A 19,257-nucleotide genomic window follows, 5' to 3' on the forward strand; every position below is an offset into this window, starting at 1 on the left:
AAATCGTTCATTGTAACATAATTGTTATACAATGAACGATTTTTGCTGTGGTTGTCTATGCCTGGGTCGATAATCAGGCTATAATTTTTCCATTCCTATATATAAAGCGTGCGACGATGACGGCTGTCACCGCGTGTCGGGTCATGAGTTGGCTATGTCTCCCGGCAACATGCCGTATTCGTCCTTGAAACACTTGGTGAAGTAGGACGGCGCCGAGAAGCCCACCTCGTATGCCACTTCGGCGATGGTCATGCTGCGGCTCTCCAGCAACCGCTTGCCCTTGGCGAGGCGTGCCTTGCGCAGGATGTCGACCACCGATGAGCCCGTCATGGCTTTGACCTTGCGATAGAGCTGCACGCGGCTCAAACCTATCTCCTTGCCGATGTCCTCGACGCCGAAGTCGCAGTCGGAGAGATGCTGCTGGATGATGGCGTTGAGCTGCTTGACAAACTGCTTGTCTCGGGCGTTGAGCTGTGTGGCCTCGACCTCGGTCTCTACATCTGCGGCACGCTGGTATACATGCTTGAGCAGCTTGCGCTGCTTCAGCAGATTGTCGATGCGTGCCAGGAGCACCTTGCCGTGGAATGGCTTGGTGATGTAGGAGTCGGCGCCATGCTCATAGCCCTCTGCGCGGTGTTCCTCCAGGTTCTTGGCGGTGAGCATGATGACCGGGATGTGCGAGGTGGCGGTTCCGGTCTTGAGCTGCTCGGTAAACTCGAGTCCGTCCATCACCGGCATCATCACGTCGCAGACCACCAGGTCGGGCACCTCCCTGCGCGCCACCTCCAGACCCTCCTTGCCGTCGGCAGCCTCGATTACGAAGTAGGTGTCCTGCAACAGCGTGCGTTCATACTGGCGTATGTCGTTGTTGTCGTCGATGATGAGTATCGTGGGCTTGTCGGCTTCTTCGCTCACCAGCTGTTGCACCTTGCCCTGCTGCTTGTCGCCGTCGTCGATGTATTGCAGCGCTGCCTCGTCGGCGGTCGGGGTGATGGTGTCGGTGTCGTCGGCTATCGGCGCGCCGTCGGCCTGATGGCGGGGGATGACCACGATGAAGTCGGCGCCCATGCCGGGACGGCTCTCCACCCTTGCCTCGCCGTGGTGGAGTTCGGCGAACGACTTGACCAGAGCCAGTCCTATGCCCGTGCCGCTTGCGGCGCCCTTGAGCTGGAAGAACCGCTCAAACACCTTGTCCGCCTCTGCGCTGGCGATGCCCTTGCCCGTGTCGCGCACATCGATGCGTATGTTGTCGGCCTCGGCGGCGAGCGTCACATGGATTTCGCCTCCTGCCGGAGTGTATTTCAGCGCGTTGCTGATGAGGTTGAACACGATGCGCGCCACTTTCTCCTTGTCGGCGACCATCATACGGTCGGTGTCGAAGCCTGTGGAGGCACAGTCCATCCTTATCTTCTTGCGCTCGGCAGTCAGGCGGAAGTCGTCGGTCCACACCCTCATCGCCTCGACGATGTCAAAGCGGCTGAGGCTAAGCTCCATCTTGCCGTTCTGTATCTTGCGGAAGTCGAGGATATTGCCCACGAGCTGCTGCAGAGCCAGTGCGTTGCGCTGCACCATCTTGAGCAGTTCGCGGCTCCTGCCCTTGATGCTGGAGTCTTCGAGCATCATCTCCACAGGGTCGGCGATGAGCGTGAGAGGCGTGCGCAGTTCGTGGCTGATGTTGGTAAAGAACACCAGGCGCGAGTGGGTGAGCTCCATCACCTCCTCGTTGAGTCGCTTCAGCTCCTTGTTCTTCTCCTCCAGTTCTCCGTTGGCCTTGGCGAGCTGCTCGTTGAGTTTGGCCTTGATGATATATCCTCTGAAAATCATGGCGGCGGCGGTGACGCATACCAGGAGGAACGCTCCGAGGCCGATGAGCATTACCTTCTGCGCATTATAGTCGGAGAGGTATTGGTTGACCTGGTTGTGGAGCGTCTTCAGATTGCGTGACTGCCTCTCCGCATCGCGCGCTTCCATCAGCGTGAGCTCGGCGTTGGCCTTGGTGATGATGGATGTACTCAGATAGTTGTCCTTGTCAAAGGGCTTGTGGGTAAGTATCTTCATGGCGAGCGCTATCACCTGGTCGCCCTTGGTGGGGTAAAGGTATGACGCCTCAAGCACGCCGTCGCGCACCAGCTCCAGACCTCCGCCCTCGGTGGCGAGCCCATCCACGCCCGTATACTTGTATCTCTTGCCCACGCCCATCTGCTGCGCTGCCACATAGGCACCCCAGGCGAGTCGGTCGTTATGGGCGTAGACATAGTCGAAGTCCTGCGTGCGCTTCAGGATGCGCTTCATCGCCTGGATGCCGCTCTCCTCCTTCCAGTCGCCACCCTCCGACACCACCACCTCTATGCCGGGATAGGACTTGACGGCATCCATAAATCCGCGATGACGCTCCAGGGCTGGCGACGAGCCTTCGAGGCCTGTGATTTCGACGATACGGCCCTTGCCGTGCAACTGCTGGGCGATGAACGTACCCATAGACTTGCCTATCAGATAGTTGTCGCAGCCGATGAAGGCAGTATACTTGTCAGAGTTGGTCTTGCGGTCGTAGAGTATCACGGGGATGCCCTTGTCGTAGGCTCGCTCTACGGCCTTGGATATCGGGCTCAACTGGTTGGGCGACACCACCAGCAGGTCGACGCCCTCGTCGACAAACTGGTTGATCTGCTTGTTCTGCAAGACATTGTCGTCGTTAGACGAGGCGAGCTTCACGATGATGGAGTCGTTGAGAAACTCGCCCATCTTGAGCTCGTCGTTCAGCTTGTTGCGCCAGATGTCTTCAGAGCATTGCGACACGCCGATGACAAAAGGTCGGGGCTTGCCGGTGCAGGCTGCGAGCAGCACCACGCAGGCAATGATCAGCAGGGGGATGGTGATGAGATACTTCTTCATGTCCAAAAGGGTATAAGTATATAGTTGCCAGCTGCAAATATACGACATTTTTCAGAGATAGAGACGATTAAGGCGAGAAAAGAGTGGCTCCCGCCGATATCGGCGATGGTCAGCCCGTGGGTAGAGGCGCCCTCCACGGTTCCAAAGGTACCCTCCTGCTCGCCCAAGGTACCCTCCAGCTTGCCCAAGGTACCCTCCACGGTCTCCAAGGTACCCTCCACGCCGCTGGAGTTACCCTCCCTGTCGCCGACCTACGCAAAAGCCTCACCCTGGGTAGTATGCTGCCATTGGAAGGCTGCCGGGCTGGGCGTCCGGGACATACTGCTCGAGGTGAGGCTTGGCTGCTATGGTCTCCGGTCGCGTCTTCATGACGGTGGGCCGGACTTGGGGGCTTCTGTTACTTCTTCTTTATCTCGTAACCTATCTTCCTGAAGGCGGCGACATAGTCTTCGTACTTGGCCTTCTTGCCGTCGTAGATGATGGTGACCCGCTGGTCGTCGACCGAGGTCTCTATCTTCTTTGTGCCCTTGACAAAACGGATGTTGCTCTTGATTTTGTTCTCGCATTTCTGGCAGTGCATCTGCGGCAGAGTGGTTACGGTGAGCGTGTCGGCCGGTGCCTTGGCAATCATGTTGCCCGCTGTCGCAAGCATACATGCCATTAAAAGATACTTCTTCATGTTCTATAGTTTTTTGAATGATTTGTAGCGTTATAACTTTTCCAGTTTGAACCTCAGCCCTACGTAAGCCATCGCTCCGGTTACCGGTCCCCACACCTGAGTGGCGTCGAAGCCGGCATCCCAGGGATGGTAGGCACCCTGGATGGGGTTGGCAATCTTGTAGTTGGTAAGATTTTCGCCACCGACATAGAGGCTGATGTTGCGGAATTCCCTTGTAATCTGCGCCTGCAGCTGGAAGTAGGCGGGGTAGTGGCTCTGGTCGTAGAGGCGTCCACCTCCATTGAGCTGGCCCGTCACATCAAACTGCCAGAGTTGGAGCGGCGTCTTGTAGGAGAGCGTGAGCAGCCCCTTGTAGCGCGAAGTGAGCGGCTTGGCTTGCCTTGCTCCGTCGTAGGTACAACGGACATCGTTCAGGCGGAAAGCGGCAGTGGCCGACATGCCGTCCCAGAACGGATAGGTGGCATCGACCTGAAGCGTGTGGCTATAGCTTCTTCCGTCAAGGTTCTCAAACGAGAGCGTGTGGGCGCCCCGGGCTCCGTCGAAGTTGATGACCATCTGGTTCAGGAAGTCGGTGTAGTAATACTCAGCGTTGAGCTCGAGTGTGTGGTCGGCTACGGGCAGGTTCAGACCTATGGATAATCCCATGTTCCAGGCCTCTTCCTGCTTCAGGTCTGGACTTACGATGACCTCTCTGCCACTTGCCAGCAGCGCTGTGTTCTCTGCCAGGGCGTGGGGTGACCGATAACCCTTGCCTACCGATGTGCGGAGGGCCACCACATCGGATGGAGAATACTTGAGGTGCAGTCGGGGCGTGACAAAACTGCCGTAGAGACTCGAGTGGTCCCATCTCACGCCGGGCATCACCGTGAGGCGGTCGCCCAACTTATAGGTGTACTGGGCGTAGACGCCCGGAGTGGTCTCGCGGGTCACCCGGCTCGCGGCGTCGGGCAATGTGCCGAGCGGGTTGAAACGCTCGTCGTAGTTGTCGTGGTTGAGCGACGCCCCGACGCTGATGTTGTGATGGTCATCGATGTCGGTCTCAAACATCAACTGGGCATAGCCGTTCTTCTGGGTCACATCGTAACGGGTGAGGCCGAAGCCATAATCGGCGTCGTGCCACGAGCCGTGCAGCATGAGGGCTATCGACGTGTTGTGGTCGGCGTTTAGGGTGAAGCCATTCTTCCACTGCATCTCGTATCGGTCGGTCTCTACCGCTGTAGCGTAGAGTGGCGCTGATGAGATGGTGGCGTGCTTGGCGCTCTGTCCGCCTTGGCGCTCGTCGTGCAGGCCCCGCAGCAGCAACTGGCTAATCCAGCGCGGCGAGACATAAGCCCAGCGGTGCATCAGGTTGTATTGGCGCAGCTTGGGCATATCCATAAATCCGTCGCCATTGCCGTCGTGGTCCATCTGTCGGTTCTCGAAGTGCAGCAGAGTGGCTGTAGACAGTCGGCTGTTGAGGTGTATGCTTCCATCGAGGTTGACCTCGGTCTTCAGTTCACTGTCCTGATAGACATTGGCCCTCACTCCATCGGTACCCTGTGGTTTGAGAAACTCTATATTTATCTGGCCCGTGGTGCTCTCATATCCGTTTTTGACGCTCGATGCCCCCTTGCTCACCTGTATCGACTGCATCCAGGGTCCGGGCACATAGCCAAGACTGTAGGGGAGTGCTGCGCCGCGCAGATTGGGTATGTTTTCGGTGAGCATCTGGACATAGGTGCCGCTGAGTCCAAGGAGTTTTATCTGTCGGGCTCCCGTGGCAGCGTCGCTGTAGCTTACATCGACCGAGGGGTTGGTCGTGAACGACTCGCCCAGGTTGCAGCAGGCAGCGCGTATCAGTTGGCCCTGACCAATGAGGTCGGTATTGTCCACGCGGTAACGTGCCTTGATGCCCTTGGTAGCCTTGACCACCACCTGCTTGAGGTCGTGGGTCTGGGTGGTAATGTCCTGCTGCGCCGAGAGGGTCTGGGTCGCCAGCATACCTACCAGTAGTATAATCAATGTTCTTTTCATCTGTGTAGTCTTTTTCCTTACTAACAATCTCTTTATCCTTAATGCCGGTATCTATACCTTATTATAATGCATCGAGGGCAGTACGCCGGCGTGTCTCCAGCTCGCGAAACTCCCGAGGCGTCATCCCCGTCACCTGCTTGAACTGCGAAGACAGATACGTGGGCGAACCGTACCCCAGCCGGTAGGCTATCTGGCTGGTAGTGAGGCTGCTGTAGCATAGCAGTTCCTTGGCGTACTCGACGCGATGGTGGATAGCGAACCTCTCGATGGTGATGCCGCGCACCTCGGAGAACAACTTGCTCAGGCTGCTGTACTCCCGATGGAGCCGACAGGACAGATAGTCTGACAGCTTGGGTCGCACGGAGTCCATCCTTACCCATGCCAGTACGGCTATGCGTATCTGCTCGACCAGTTGGCTGCGAGGGTCGTCGAGGAGTTCAAATCCTATGGCGTGCAGACGCTCTGTCACGGCATGGCGCTTGCTGTCCGAGAGATTTTCTGCCGTTTCCGCTTCTCCCAGAGTTATCGACATGACCGTCAGGCCTTCAGACATGAGTATATCCTTGACTGCGCTGATGCAGCGAGGGCATACCATATTCTTTATCAATAGTTTCATCGATGTCTATAGGTGCTTCTGTTCTTATCGTGTGCAAAGGTAAATCTTTTCGCGTTAATATTTGTACAAAATTAAGGATAATGTTTTCAATTTTTTGAGCATCAACACATAGACAGTCCCATGCTGCAGCGTTGACGGGGGATAGCGGAGCATGATGGTGCAGACGATTACGCCAGAGGGAGCAATGGCTGCGGCGCGCGCGATGAAGGACTTGGGCGTGAGGGAGGCTCGGGTGCCCACTGATGTGGCTGCCGCCATCCCCGCGATAGGGATAAAAGAAAAGGAGGTGGCTTCAGTCGCTACCGAAACCATCTCCTTATAATTCTTGACCAAGTTGGCGCCTCAACGACGCCTCATGACCTGGGAACTATCCATCTGTAGCTCCATCGAGCTTATGATTTCAAATCCCCGACGGCCTCGAGAACACTTCACATTTACCTAAATTCCTCAGGCCGCCACAAAAAAAACTTAAAACTAACTAACTCTCCATCAGTGACTGTATTCCGTAAAATACTATTAATGTCCCTGCCTCTGCTCCTCATCCTCTCGGACTCAGGTAGAGATGTTATGAGAATGACGGAATAACTTTTATCCATTGCAAAAGTACTATTTTTGAGGGATATAATTGATTTTCATCAAAAGAAAATTCATGGTTTTGACAATTATTATAGTTTACAGCGCGTTTTTTAGGGTTTCTGCGCATTTTTTTAGCCTCATTAATGTACTAAATGGTATCATTTGAGCGTTATACCTATAAGATATGAAATGGACAGACCGCATACGACAGGTAAAGATAGTGCTGGTGGTGATAGCCATACTGATGGCTGTCGCCTCGGTGATGGTGTCTCATCGGCTGACGCGCGACCTCGAAGCCGAGGAGCGCAACAAGATGGGGGTGTGGGCAGAGGCTATGCGCTCGCTCAACACCGCCGACGAGAACACCGACCTCAATCTGGTGCTGCGCGTGATAGACGAGAACCACACCATCCCCGTCATCGTGCTCAACCAGCAGGGGAGGGTGCAGACGGTGCGCAATGTGGATACTGGTCGCCGCCACGATGCCGACAGCACCGCCTATGTCGCGCAGATGGCTTCGCGGCTCAAGGCGGGTGGCCACTACATCCGTATCTATCTCGACGAAGACCATGCCGATGGCTATATCGACGTGTGCTATGACGACTCGCTCACGCTGAAACGCCTTGCCGTCTATCCCTATATACAAATAGGAGCAGTATTGCTCTTCGTGGGCGTGGCGGTGATAGCCCTGCTCACCTCGAAGCGGGCCGAGCAGAACCGCGTGTGGGTGGGCCTGTCCAAGGAGACCGCCCACCAGCTGGGTACTCCTATCAGCAGCCTCATGGCGTGGGTCGAGATACTGCGCGAAAACTATCCCGACGACGACTTGATACCCGAGATGGACAAGGACGTGAAGCGTCTGCAACTCATTGCCGACCGCTTCTCCAAGATAGGGTCGCTCCCCGAGCCTGTGCCCGTGAGCCTTGACACCACGCTGAGTCATGTGGTCGACTATATGGACCGCCGCACCTCGCGCCGGGTGGTCATCAGCGTCAGCCATACCCAGGGCGACCAGACGGTGAACCTCAACGCGTCGCTCTTCGAATGGGTCATCGAGAACCTGTGCAAGAATGCTGTCGACGCTATGGGCGGCGACGGCGGAAAGATAACCATTACTACTGGCACTTCGCCCAAGGGCGTGTGGATAGAGGTTGCCGATACGGGCAAGGGCATCCCCAAGAAGGATGTGGGCAACGTGTTCCGCCCCGGATTTACCACCAAGCGTCGCGGATGGGGACTGGGCCTTTCGCTCGCCAAGCGCATCGTCGAGGAATACCACCACGGCCGCATCTATGTCAAGAGTTCCGAGCCCGGCGTGGGCACCGTGTTCCGCATCGAGCTGCGGCAGTGCTGAGCAAGTCACGCCGCAGCCCGTCGCGACTATGCCCGAGGTGCGCACCATGCCCTCTGCCATGCCCTTTTGCCCCAGCCCGCTGTGGTTTTGGGCTTATTCCATTATTTTTTAGCGTTTTTGCTTTCCCACAAGTTTACTTTTTACTACCTTTGTCGGTTGAAACGTTATTGGTATGAACTGGATTACTGAAATACTGACCGGCAACTCGCCTGTACACACCATCATCGCGCTGTCATTGATATGCGCCTTGGGCCTCGCCTTGGGCAAGGTGCGCCTGATGGGCGTGTCGTTGGGCGTGGCTTTCGTGTTTTTTATTGGTATTCTTGCCGGACATATCGGCGTGACCGTCGATGCCGAGAGTCTGGCTTACGCCGAGACCTTCGGACTGGTCATCTTTGTCTATATGCTGGGTCTCAGCGTGGGCCCCAACTTCTTCGGTTCGCTCCGTCGTGAAGGACTGTCCCTCAATCTGTGGTCTTTGGGCGTGATACTCTTGGGTACGCTCTTCGCCATCGTGCTGGTGCCGCTCACCGGAGTCAATCTGCCCGACATGGTGGGTCTGCTCTGCGGAGCCACAACCAATACCCCTGCGCTGGGTGCCGCCCAGCAGGCGCTGCATCAGGTGGGCAAACCCGCCGGGTCGCTCGCCTTGGGTACCGCCGTCACCTATCCCTTCGGTGTGGTGGGCGTCATCCTGGTGATGGTGGTGCTGCGCCGCTTCCTGGTGCGCCCCGCCGACCTCAAGGTGCGCTCGCGCGACGAGGCCGACCATACCTATATCGGCGAATATGAAGTGGTGAACCCCGCCCTTGACGGCAAGAAGGTTGAGGACTTCGCCCAGAGTTCCCACGAGCACTTCATCATCTCGCGCATCTGGCGTGGACAGGAAGTGATAGTACCCTTTGCGCAGACCGTGCTGAAGATGCACGACAAGCTGCTCGTCATCACCAACAAGCACGACCGCAACGCCATGGCCATCCTCTTCGGCCACGAGTGTGATACCAACTGGAACGAGGGCAAGATAGACTGGAACCATATAGACTCAGAAGTGGCGAGCCGCACCATCGTCGTATCGCGCAAGGTACTCAATGGAAAGCATCTGGTAGACCTCCAGCTGCGTTCCACCTATGGTGTCAACGTGAGCCGTGTCTTGCGCGGCGACCTGAAGCTCCTTGCCACCGACGACTTGCGCCTGCAGTATGGCGACCGTGTCGTTGTCGTCGGTACCCCCAAGTCGCTCGACAATGTGGAGAAGTTCATCGGCAACGGAGTGCAGACCCTCAACGAGCCCAACCTCGGCAGCATCTTCCTTGGCGTGGTGCTCGGTCTGCTGCTTGGCTCCATCCCCATCGCCATCCCCGGCGCCGCAGCCCCCGTGCGCCTCGGCATAGCCGGTGGCCCCATCATCATGGGTATCATCGTCGGCGCCCTTGGCCCCAAGGCCCACTTCATCTCCTACACCACCCGCAGCGCGTCGCTCATCCTGCGCAAGTTCGGGCTGTCGCTCTACCTTGCCTGCCTGGGTCTCGAGGCTGGCAAGGACTTCTTCCATACGCTCATCCGACCCGAGGGCCTCATGTGGATAGGTATCGGTGCGCTGCTCACGCTTATACCTATATTAATAATAGGTATCATCATGCTGCGCATGCACCGCTACGACTTCGGTACCATCTGCGGCGTGCTCTGCGGCAGTATGGCCAACCCCATGGCTTTGGGCTATGCCAACGATACGCTTCAGGGCGACACCTCTTCGGTCAGCTATGCGTCGGTCTATCCCCTCGGCATGTTCGTGCGAGTCATCATCGCCCAGATTATCATCATGTTCTTTGTCTGAACCGCCGTCGCGGCTTCAGCCCGGCGCCACCATACGCAGAAGGCCCGCTTTCCCTTGTGAGGAGAGCGGGCCTTCTGTCTGTCGGGTCAGAACGGTGGCGGCGAGCAGACCGTCATGGGCTTGCCCGTGACGGGATGGATGAAGGAGAGCGACTGCGCATGCAGGTAGAGGCGGTCGCCGCCATGACCGTAGAGCGGGTCGCCAAGGATGGGACGGCCGAGACCACGGCTGTGGGCGCAGTGTACGCGCAGCTGATGGGTGCGTCCCGTGAGCGGATGCAGCTCCACGCGGTCGTCGCCGGTCATGCGGTATCGGGTGTGGGCGTCCTTGCCTTCGGCGTCGTCTACCCGCTGCCGCGGACGGTCATCGGCGTCGGTCGCCAGAGCCAGCCTTATCTCGCCCTCGGCAGCCATGGCGGTGCTCGAAGGCTCGAGCCGCGCCACATAGGTCTTGTCTATCTCGCGGCTGGCAAACTGGCGCTGCAGCCGGTGGTAGACCTCGGTGGTGAGCGCCACTATCATCAGTCCGCTGGTGTCCATGTCGAGCCGGTGTACCACCATAGGTCCCGTGGCATGAGGATGACGCCGGCGCATGATGGATGCCACCGACTCGCGTTCCTGTCTGCCCGGCACGCTCAGCATGCCAGCCGGCTTGTTTACCACCACGAGCCACTCGTCTTCATAGACGATGTCCAGCCGATGGTCGTCGGGCGCGTCGTCGCTGTCTTCCACCTCTATTCCTTGCAGCATGTAGCTCAGCACGGGCCTGCACTTGCTCTGGCAAGCCGGGTAGTAATGCAGGTGATGGCGTATCTCTCCCTCGGGACTCTCGCCCCACCAGAACATCGCCATGCACAGCGGGCGCAAGCCCATCCTGTAGGCATATTGCAGCAACTTGGGCTCGCAACATTCGCCCGTGCCGCCCGGTGGGGTGAGGTAGGGACGCTGCGGGTCGTAGTGGGCAAAGATGTCGGCGATGGAAGCCTCTTCGCCACGGCCGTTGCGCATCACAAAGCGGTCGAAGAGCCAGTGCTGCAGGCTGTCGCTCATCTTGCGTCGCCTGGCGATGAGCCGCTGTCGCTCTTCGCGCTCCCTCTCCTGTCGGCGGTTTACCGCGCCGATGACCACAGTCCACCGCTCTCTGATGCGGCGCAGCTGCGCCTTCTGGTACTGGCTCTCGCGGACGAGTCTGCGCGCCGTCTCTTCATCGGCGGTGGGGCGCAGCAGGTCGCGGCGCCGCTTGGACTGCTCCATCGTCTTGCGCCAAGCCTCCACACGGAGGTCGCGACAGGCTTCAATCACCTGGCAGCGCTCTCGGACGAGGCTGCCATTGTCGGCATCCATGGCCTTGAGGCTGTGGTTGATGGCGCTTATCTCCCGCTCGGTCTGCTTGAAGTGTCCGGTGGGCGCGAGATAGTCGTAGACCGGCGGCACAAAGTCGTCGGTGAGCGGATAGCTGCCGCCCAGCTGTCCGCTGTAAGCCTGCAGATAGCCCAAGTCGTCGCCCCGCCTTACCACCAGCACGCCAAACATCTTGCCCCGCTCTTCGGGGTATCTGCTCATGATTTCCGGCAGACTGCGCTGCAGTTCTCCGGCAGCGGCGATGCACAGCGCATGGGGCTGGTAACTGAATGGGTCGTTCATGCGCGCGGGTGGCGCAATGGTAGTATTGAGTATATGAAATAGCATGATTGTTGTCGTCTCTGTCGTCAGCCCGCCTGTCGGGCTGTGGGTTGTGGCGCCGTAGGCAGTTTACCTGGCAGCCTTGACCACCTTTCTCCCGCCCACAATGTAAACGCCCTGCGGATAGCCCGTGAGGTTGACCGCCTGGCCCTCTATGCGCGCTGTGCCCACCTTGACTCCCGTGAGGGTGTAGACCGCCACGGTCGAGCCTTCTGCCCATGTGGCGTCGATGCCCGATGTGGTGCCTTCTATCACGATGCTCTCTCCCTCGGCAGGCTCAGCTGTCGGCACAAAATATGCGCGGAACGGCGCTATCTGTGTCGCCTCGCTGTGGTAGTCGAAAGCATTGCTGTGGGTGTTGAGCGTGAAGCTGGCTGCCACCGACGGCCTGTAGGTGGTGCCCTTGAAGCGGTAGTCGTCGGTCTCGGCGCTCAGGCGTTGCGACGCGTCTATCTGCGCGTTGACGGCGCTGAAGGTGAGCGTCTTGCCCTTGAGTGTGCCGGCACCCTTGATGACGAAGGGCTCGGCGGCAGTGATGGCTGCTGCGGGTTCGAATATCGGGGCGAGCGTCTGGTTTTGTCCCGCATAGCGTCGCAGGTAGAGACGGCTCTGGTCTATGCTCACCCGCTCACCCTCGCAACTGATGTCGGTGGGGGCGAAGGGCAGCGCCAGCGTCTGCCAGTTGTTCTCGCTCTTTGCTTCGGCAGCCAGGGTGCGGCTATAGCTCACGCTGCCCGCCGTGAACGCCACGGGCGTCATAAAGGGATAGCCGTCGGTGAGTGTGATGCGGTCGGCGTAGGTGCCGCTCACCACGTTCTTGCCCGTCAATGTCGAGGGCACCGTGGCTGTGGCGTCTATGAGATACAGCGCATTGGGGTTGGTCGATGGGGCGATGGCGTTGATGCCCGTCACACCACGCATATCTATCGCCATGGCACTGCCTCCGTCTATGGCGGCGGCAGGAACCTGTGCCGAGGTGGTGCCGTCGGCATGGTAGAAGATGATGCCAGGATGCTGCTCGCGCGAGTAGATGGCGTTGGGATTGTTGTTGTCGAGCGCCGATTTGGCTCCCTCATAGAAGAGTCGCAGCGCATACTTGTAGCCCGTCTGCAGGCCGTCGAAGCGGCATACTGAGCGTGTCTGCTCACCCGCTTTCACCTTGATGCTGATATACTTGGTGACCAGGGGCGACAGCGTGCGTCCGCCTATCTGCCCTCGGTAGAGTGTCACCACCACATTGCCGTTGTAGTCGGCTGTACCCTTGTTGTTCAGGATGATGGTGGCACGGCGGTAGTTGCCATACACCTTGTTGCCCACCATATTGTCGTAAGCCACATATCCCACCGAGAGGTTTACCGCCTGCGTGTCGGTCGTGGTGATGGCCACCTGGGTCGAACCCACCACCTGTGTGCCGTTCTTGTCGCGCGCGAGCCATATATAGTATGTTCCCGCAGGGGTGGGAGTGAAGGTCATGGTCACCTCGTTGTCCTTTCCGCCCACGAGCGATACGCCGCCTGTGCTTGCGGGCTTGCCTTTGGTTGAGGCGCTGGTGCTGGCAAAGAGGTAGAGGTCGCCTATATAGTCGTCGCCGGTATTGCTGATGACCGCCTTGACGTGTTGCTCCACGCCCGCCACGCGGTTGTTGACAAACGACCATTCCTTGACGCTCAGCTTGGCGTTGTTGAGCGGATGGCGGGTCAGCGTCACCTTGCCCCCAGCCGACACAGCCTCGATATACTCATGACTTGCGTCGCAGCAAGCCGACCACTTGCTACCTCCTATTTGTTTCCAGATGGGAATGATGCGGTAGGTGCCGTCAACGAGGTTGTTGACAGAGAAAGTTCTTTCGATTTCATAGTTATTCTGGAGCAACACCACGGAAGACGCCAGTTTGGTGATGGAGCCATTGGCTGCGATGACGCCTATGCCCACCGAGCCGGTCTGCGCAGAGCCTGTGAAATTGGTAAAGGTGGTTGAGATGGAGCTGCCCTTCACGCTGATGTTTCGTGCCGAGAGCGTCGGCGTGCCGTCTATGCCGCTGTCTATCCCGTCGTTAGGCTTCACCCCGATGATGGCTTCCTGCTCCAGGGAGAAGCCCTTGCCGTTGGCGGTGCTCACGCTGGTGGCTTCCGACTGGTAGAGCACACTGATGCGGAAATATCCGTTGCTCGAACCGCCCCAGCCCCAGTTGACATGGAAGAGGTCGGCGGTGTCGTAGCCGTCGATGACGAAGGCGTGGCCGCCGCGTAGGGTCGAGTTGGCACGGTAGCCCACGGGCCTGCCCTCGGCGACCTCGCGGTAGAGCAGGTCTGTCCATTCGGTTTGGGTGTAGTTGGTGCGGCACACGTTGCGTACGGTCTCGTCATAGCCCATCTTGTCGCGCAGCAGCTGTACGCCCATCTGCATGTTTGACGCCGAGGCTGCGCCATACGCCATCTGGCATCCCGTGCCCACGATGACCATGAGCTGTGCCACGGCTGTCTTTTCTGCCTCCGTGTTGGCTGCCGAGTATGTATTTCTGATGTTGTTCCAGTCTATCTTGGTGCCCTTGGCTACGGCATCCATCCTGATGCTCTTGCCGCCGCTGGTGAACGAGTAGGAGGGGATGTCTGCCATCGTCGCCGACGGGTAGCGATAGTACGCCATCATCTGTCCCAGCGCCGTAGCCACACATCCTGTGGCCGACTGGGCGCCGCTTGACGACCCGTCGCTGTTGTTGTAGACGGGGCACAGCTGGTTGTACGGGTCTTTCTGGTTCCACGCCGTGGGCAGCAGGGGCGCCACGAAGCGGCGCGAGGGATGAGCCACCTGCGCCCTCATGGCGCTGGCGCTCTGCGACGTCTGCCCAGCCTCGGGCAGCGAGTCGAGCGCCTCTATCTGGTGGCGGTAGTCGGCGAGCATGTCGCGCAGGGCGTCGGGCAGGGTTGCCTCGTCGTAGCTGCCGCTGTCGGTATACCCCAGGATGCTGGGTACGCGGTCGTCGCCGGCGATGATGACAAATCCGCCGCCGTTTTCTACATCGTATATGTAGTAAGGTGCGTGGGTCGAGGTGCTCCCCTTGACCTTCAAGGGTGCTGTCGGGGTGACTATCTGCTTGCCGCGCTGCGTGGCAAAGATCTGTGCCGTGGCGCGGGCGGTGCGGGCGTCGATGGGGGCGGCTGTGGCAGCCAGTGTCGATGCCAGCCATGCCACCATGACGATCGTGATAAATCGGGATATGCGCATATCAGTTTGTGTTTTAACGGTTAGTGGTGCGCCCGGCGTGTTGGCCACAGGCGCGTTGTACGCCACAAATGTACAAAAAAATAGCAAACCAACTGCGGTTGCCCCCATATTTTTTTTGATTTTTTCTCCCGTTTCCGCCGCCACATTCCTGTTTCCGCCGGTCGTCGATGGCGGCAGCGGCGGGCAACTCCGCGCCATCCCCATCTGCGGCGGCGGGCGTGACAGCCCCATACGCCCTCATGCTGAGCACTTTGGTTGCCGCCGTCGTCATGACTGTCGGCTCGTAACGGAAGGCACGGGCTCACGTGCCTATTGAAACGAGGGCTCGTAACAATTGTCACGCGCGCTCGTGCCTATTGTTACGAACCCCTGAAAGCGGTCGCGGCGCCGCTGGGGTAGCCGGCGGTGGCAGCATCGGTGACCGCCGTCACGACAAGTGGTGCTGGCAGCGTCGCCACGTACGGCGCGGTGGGGCTGTCGGTAGGCGCCGTGGGGGTACACGAACCATAACAGATGCCACATCTGATGGTACCCTTGCCATTACAGTTTGTACAACGAGGCTTCTTTGATGAATATGGATTGTATCCTTTTCCACTACGTCCGCCACGAACCTGTCGACCTGAGCCACTTGACCACAACGGGGGGCAGCAGGCTGCATCTATATTATTTTCTCCCCCAGCCATCACTTTTCTGCCATTTTTCTTTGCGCGTGTGTACATTATTATTATATTTGCAATGTAAACATCTTAACCCCTGTCCATGCGCCGCCAGATTGTCATAATGCTGTTGGGGCTCATGACCACTCTGAGCCTCTCTGCTTTCGCCATTGCCGGAAGCAGAAATACTAATGGTCACGAAACCACACGACAGGACTTCTTCGCCTATGACCGACGAGGCAATCTGCTGTCTACTGCCATTGGCGGTGGTATGCCTACTGCCTATCGTTGGAATACCGAATCATCTACTCTTGCTGTAGCACTTGCTGGCGGTCGTGAAACTGCTTCTGAGAGGGATGACAGTGTAATGACAACGTTCTACACCTATGAACCGCTGGTGGGTTGTACCGGTATCACACGACCCGACGGCAGGCATACAGGATACGACTATCAGGGTGGGCGGCTTAGTGAAATCACCAATAACAGAGGAGAACCTACCAACAGCTACGACTATTCGCTTTATGACGGAAACGGAACCAACCATATAAGGCAGACAACGCATTTGGACGTGGGTCAGCATGCACTCATCACCGATAACTATTACGACGGATTTGGAGCCGAGGTCAACAACATACAGAGACATCATAGTCCTTCGGGCAAAGACATCGTTACTGTCATCGGATATGATGCTATAGGACGGAAAACCGAACAGTGGCTGCCTGTTCCGATGGCTGGTTGTGACGGCATTGTTACAAATGTAGGTCTGCATACTGCATCAGCACAGACTTATTCTGACAGCCATGCTGTGATGCGCTATCAATATGAACCCCAATCGGGAGGTGAACTCACAGCCACTATCCCCGCGGGCGAAAGCTATTACAACCATCCGGCCACGGTACAGAAACTCTGCTCAGACCCGTCAAAGGCAGAACTCTGCTGTCGTCGTTTTATCCTTAGTGGTGACTACAAAGTCAAAGCAGAAAAAAACTATGAAGCTGGTGAACTGGATGTGGTTTTATCAACCGATGCCGATGGGCGCCGTCAATGGACATTTATCGATTGGCGCGGGCAGAAAGTGCTTGACCGTCGTGATACGGGCTCAGGTATGGCTGACACCTATTATATATATGACCCTGTTGGCAACCTGCGCATGGTGCTGCCACCCGCCGCATCGGCTGTACTCGCTGCCGGCAACGGCACGTATGACGCACGGACAGACCTGACGCTGAAGCGCTATGCCTATGTATATCGCTATGACGAGCGTCTCAACTGTGTAGAAAAGCGCATGCCTGGATGCGAACCGATACGCTACGCATACGACCGTACAGGGACCAAGGTCTTCTCGCAGGACGGTAACCAGCGACAGCGCGGTGTATGGAGTTTTGCACTGCTTGACAGGTTTGGCCGTGAAGCCGTAACGGGTGAATGTCAGAATCCGGACTCTGTCGCCTTGGCAAAAAAATGGGTTCATGTGGATACGCCAGACTTTGCTGCGAGAGAGAGTACGCTCGGAGGAAGCGGGTATCGGAGTAATGTAAACTTAGGCAATGTCCGCCTGCTCACAGCCAACTATTATGACGATTATACATTCATATCTGCATTATGGCCCGACCACAATCTGCCTTTGCCGACAACCTCTGGACTGAGAGGCTTGCAGACAGGCAGCATCAAGGCAGTAGGCAACACCAAGGACTACAATACGACGCTGATAGGTTACGATGATGAGGGGCGCATAAACTTCACACAATCGGCAATCGCAGGGCGCACTATGACAGAAGAAAAAAACTATACGCTGGATGGTCGTGTCAGCCAGATACGGAAAGAGACGACAGAAGCCGATGGCAACCGTCATACCGAGACATACAGCTACAGATACGATGCCCAGGCGCGGCTGCTCAAGGTTACACACTCGCTTGACGGAGGCGCTGAAATGATACTGTCGGACAACGAATATGACGAGCTTGGACGACTGCTAACAGACCAGCGTGAGGGCAGTGGGCTGCTCACCGCACGTTACAGCTATGACATCCACTCGCATATTCGAGAGATGGCATCTCCGCTCTTCTGCCAACGGCTGTTCTATGCCGAGCCCTCCGAAGGTGGCATACCTCTCTATGGCGGAGCGATATCGGGTATGGACTGGCAGACGATAGGAGACTCGGTGCGCAGTTACCGCTACCAGTACGACGGACTGGGCCGACTTACGTCTGCCGACTATCTCGAGAGCGGGCATTCTTCAGACCGATATGTCACGGAGTACAGCTACGACCTGATGGGCAACATTCTTACCTTGAGTCGCAGCGGCAAGGTTTATGATGAGATATATGGCGTCACCGATGACCTCACATATCAGTATGACGGCAACAGACTGATACGGGTCACCAATCATGCAGCCGACACCCCGGCTTACAAGGATGCCATGTATTATGCAGACGGAGCCGACCTTGACACAGAACGCACCTATGACGCCAATGGCAACATGACCAGCAATGCAGACAGCAGAATTTCGCGCATCAGTTACGATGCGCTCAATATGCCATGCAGGATAGACTACATTGACGGCAGCCACATAGACTATACCTATGCTGCCGACGGTGCGAAACAGCGCGTAGATTATTATCTCAACCCTTATACCAGCAGTTTGCCCGACGATGATTTGGGTACAGCCTGTGACAGTTCTCTGCTGGTCCATACCTGGCGCGAATATGCAGGCAACTGCGTATATGTCTGCGACACGCTCAGCATGATACTCATCGATGGAGGCTACATTACATTCGATTACACCACACATCAGCCCATCTATCACTACTATCTCAAGGACTATCTGGGCAACAACCGCATCACCGTCAGTCTTGCCGATGGCCGCATAGAGGAGGTAAACCATTATTATCCATTCGGCGGGCTGATGGGCGACAGCCGTAATGCCACCACCCAACCCTACAAATACCTAGGCAAAGAGCTCGACCGCACCCATGGTCTCGACTGGTACGACCACGGTGCCCGCCACTACGACCCCGTAACGGGAAGGTGGAACGTAATGGATGCCTTGGCGGAGAAATACTACCCATGGTCGCCATATGTGTCGTGTGGGAATAATTCGATAAGCAACATTGACGATAATGGCATGGAATGGTATAGAGATATAGATAATACTATTCAGTACTCCCCGCAAGTTCATTCACAAAAAGACTTGAAGAAGAATCAGGTGTACATAGGGGCATATTTAACTACAGGGAAGGGTAAATCACTGGTAAGTTACCGTCGTGACGGCAGTATACTCTATGCCAATGAGACCAAGGCATATAAACGTATCTGGAATCAGGCCAGCGTACATTATCGAAGAATGGGAGAAAAGGGAGGAAGGGAAGTAGCTGCATTTATCCTTGTAGATAGGCGTGTACTGGTACTTCCAGATTATAAGAACACAAGTATGCAGTCTGAAATAGGAGACTATGGTTATCGAGTTGGACATGGAGTCATATACAAAGGAAACGAGAAGTTTAAAATTTCAGCTCAGATTCATACTCACCAAGAGAGAACGAGCGATGAGCGTGCATCAGAAGCAGATGGTTTTTTCTCAAAAGAAATGGGAGGACTACCTGTTCTTGTAATAGGAAAGGACAAGGTTACTCGTGGCTTCTATTATGACTTCAACGATGGAAAAAGTTTTGGATTCGGCAACGACCTTAAATTCCATGAATTAAATATATTATCATTATGGTTGTATCAA

General features: G+C 56.8%; 13 protein-coding genes. 4 read left to right on the top strand and 9 right to left on the bottom strand.

Annotated elements, in window-relative coordinates:
- Nucleotides 1-141 precede the first annotated feature (141 nt).
- From CIK94_RS11000 to CIK94_RS11020, 5 genes are all read right to left on the bottom strand, one after another.
- The gene (locus CIK94_RS11000; RefSeq protein ID WP_094388319.1) at nt 142-2,892 is read right to left on the bottom strand and encodes a substrate-binding domain-containing protein; all 2,751 of its coding nucleotides are present in this window, start codon (nt 2,890-2,892) and stop codon (nt 142-144) included.
- Nucleotides 2,889-3,113: a hypothetical protein gene (locus tag CIK94_RS11005; protein ID WP_094423057.1), complete on the bottom strand. Its 225-nt coding sequence runs from the start codon at nt 3,111-3,113 to the stop codon at nt 2,889-2,891. The genes CIK94_RS11000 and CIK94_RS11005 overlap by 4 nt, the downstream gene beginning before the upstream one ends.
- A 176-nt stretch (nt 3,114-3,289) precedes the next feature.
- The gene (locus CIK94_RS11010) at nt 3,290-3,571 is read right to left on the bottom strand and encodes a heavy-metal-associated domain-containing protein (RefSeq protein ID WP_094385742.1); all 282 of its coding nucleotides are present in this window, start codon (nt 3,569-3,571) and stop codon (nt 3,290-3,292) included.
- Between the two features lie 30 nt (nt 3,572-3,601).
- On the bottom strand, nt 3,602-5,584 hold the full coding sequence (locus CIK94_RS11015) for a TonB-dependent siderophore receptor (protein WP_094423058.1): 1,983 nt from the start codon (nt 5,582-5,584) through the stop codon (nt 3,602-3,604).
- Nucleotides 5,585-5,645: 61 nt separating this feature from the next.
- Nucleotides 5,646-6,200, bottom strand: coding sequence for an AraC family transcriptional regulator (locus CIK94_RS11020; protein WP_254046206.1), 555 nt, complete (start codon nt 6,198-6,200; stop codon nt 5,646-5,648).
- Nucleotides 6,201-6,351: 151 nt separating this feature from the next.
- Here CIK94_RS11020 and CIK94_RS14455 point away from each other — a divergent pair, with 151 nt between their 5' ends.
- From CIK94_RS14455 to CIK94_RS11030, 3 genes are all read left to right on the top strand, one after another.
- On the top strand, nt 6,352-6,522 hold the full coding sequence (locus tag CIK94_RS14455) for a hypothetical protein (RefSeq protein ID WP_158214733.1): 171 nt from the start codon (nt 6,352-6,354) through the stop codon (nt 6,520-6,522).
- Between the two features lie 438 nt (nt 6,523-6,960).
- Entirely contained in the window at nt 6,961-8,130 is a 1,170-nt protein-coding gene (locus CIK94_RS11025; RefSeq protein WP_094385735.1) for a PAS domain-containing sensor histidine kinase, read from the top strand.
- 172 nt (nt 8,131-8,302) lie between these two features.
- Nucleotides 8,303-9,964, top strand: coding sequence for a putative transporter (locus tag CIK94_RS11030; RefSeq protein WP_094385733.1), 1,662 nt, complete (start codon nt 8,303-8,305; stop codon nt 9,962-9,964).
- Nucleotides 9,965-10,050: 86 nt separating this feature from the next.
- Here the strand turns inward: CIK94_RS11030 and CIK94_RS11035 are convergent, their stop codons facing one another.
- The 4 genes from CIK94_RS11035 to CIK94_RS14110 all read right to left on the bottom strand — a co-directional run bounded on the left by CIK94_RS11035 (nt 10,051) and on the right by CIK94_RS14110 (nt 15,590).
- A complete protein-coding gene (locus tag CIK94_RS11035) occupies nt 10,051-11,652 on the bottom strand; it encodes an RluA family pseudouridine synthase (RefSeq protein ID WP_094423059.1) in 1,602 nt (533 codons plus the stop codon).
- A gap of 63 nt (nt 11,653-11,715) precedes the next feature.
- Nucleotides 11,716-14,871: a C10 family peptidase gene (locus CIK94_RS11040; protein WP_158216564.1), complete on the bottom strand. Its 3,156-nt coding sequence runs from the start codon at nt 14,869-14,871 to the stop codon at nt 11,716-11,718.
- 13 nt (nt 14,872-14,884) lie between these two features.
- The gene (locus CIK94_RS14460; protein WP_158214731.1) at nt 14,885-15,142 is read right to left on the bottom strand and encodes a hypothetical protein; all 258 of its coding nucleotides are present in this window, start codon (nt 15,140-15,142) and stop codon (nt 14,885-14,887) included.
- A gap of 88 nt (nt 15,143-15,230) precedes the next feature.
- Entirely contained in the window at nt 15,231-15,590 is a 360-nt protein-coding gene (locus CIK94_RS14110) for a hypothetical protein (RefSeq protein ID WP_144008379.1), read from the bottom strand.
- A gap of 61 nt (nt 15,591-15,651) precedes the next feature.
- Between CIK94_RS14110 and CIK94_RS11045 the strand changes: the two genes are divergently transcribed.
- On the top strand, nt 15,652-19,257 hold a 3,606-nt coding region (locus CIK94_RS11045; RefSeq protein WP_158216565.1), incomplete at its 3' end, for an RHS repeat domain-containing protein.

Source organism: Prevotella sp. P4-51 (assembly GCF_002251455.1).
Classification (GTDB): Bacteria; Bacteroidota; Bacteroidia; order Bacteroidales; family Bacteroidaceae; genus Prevotella.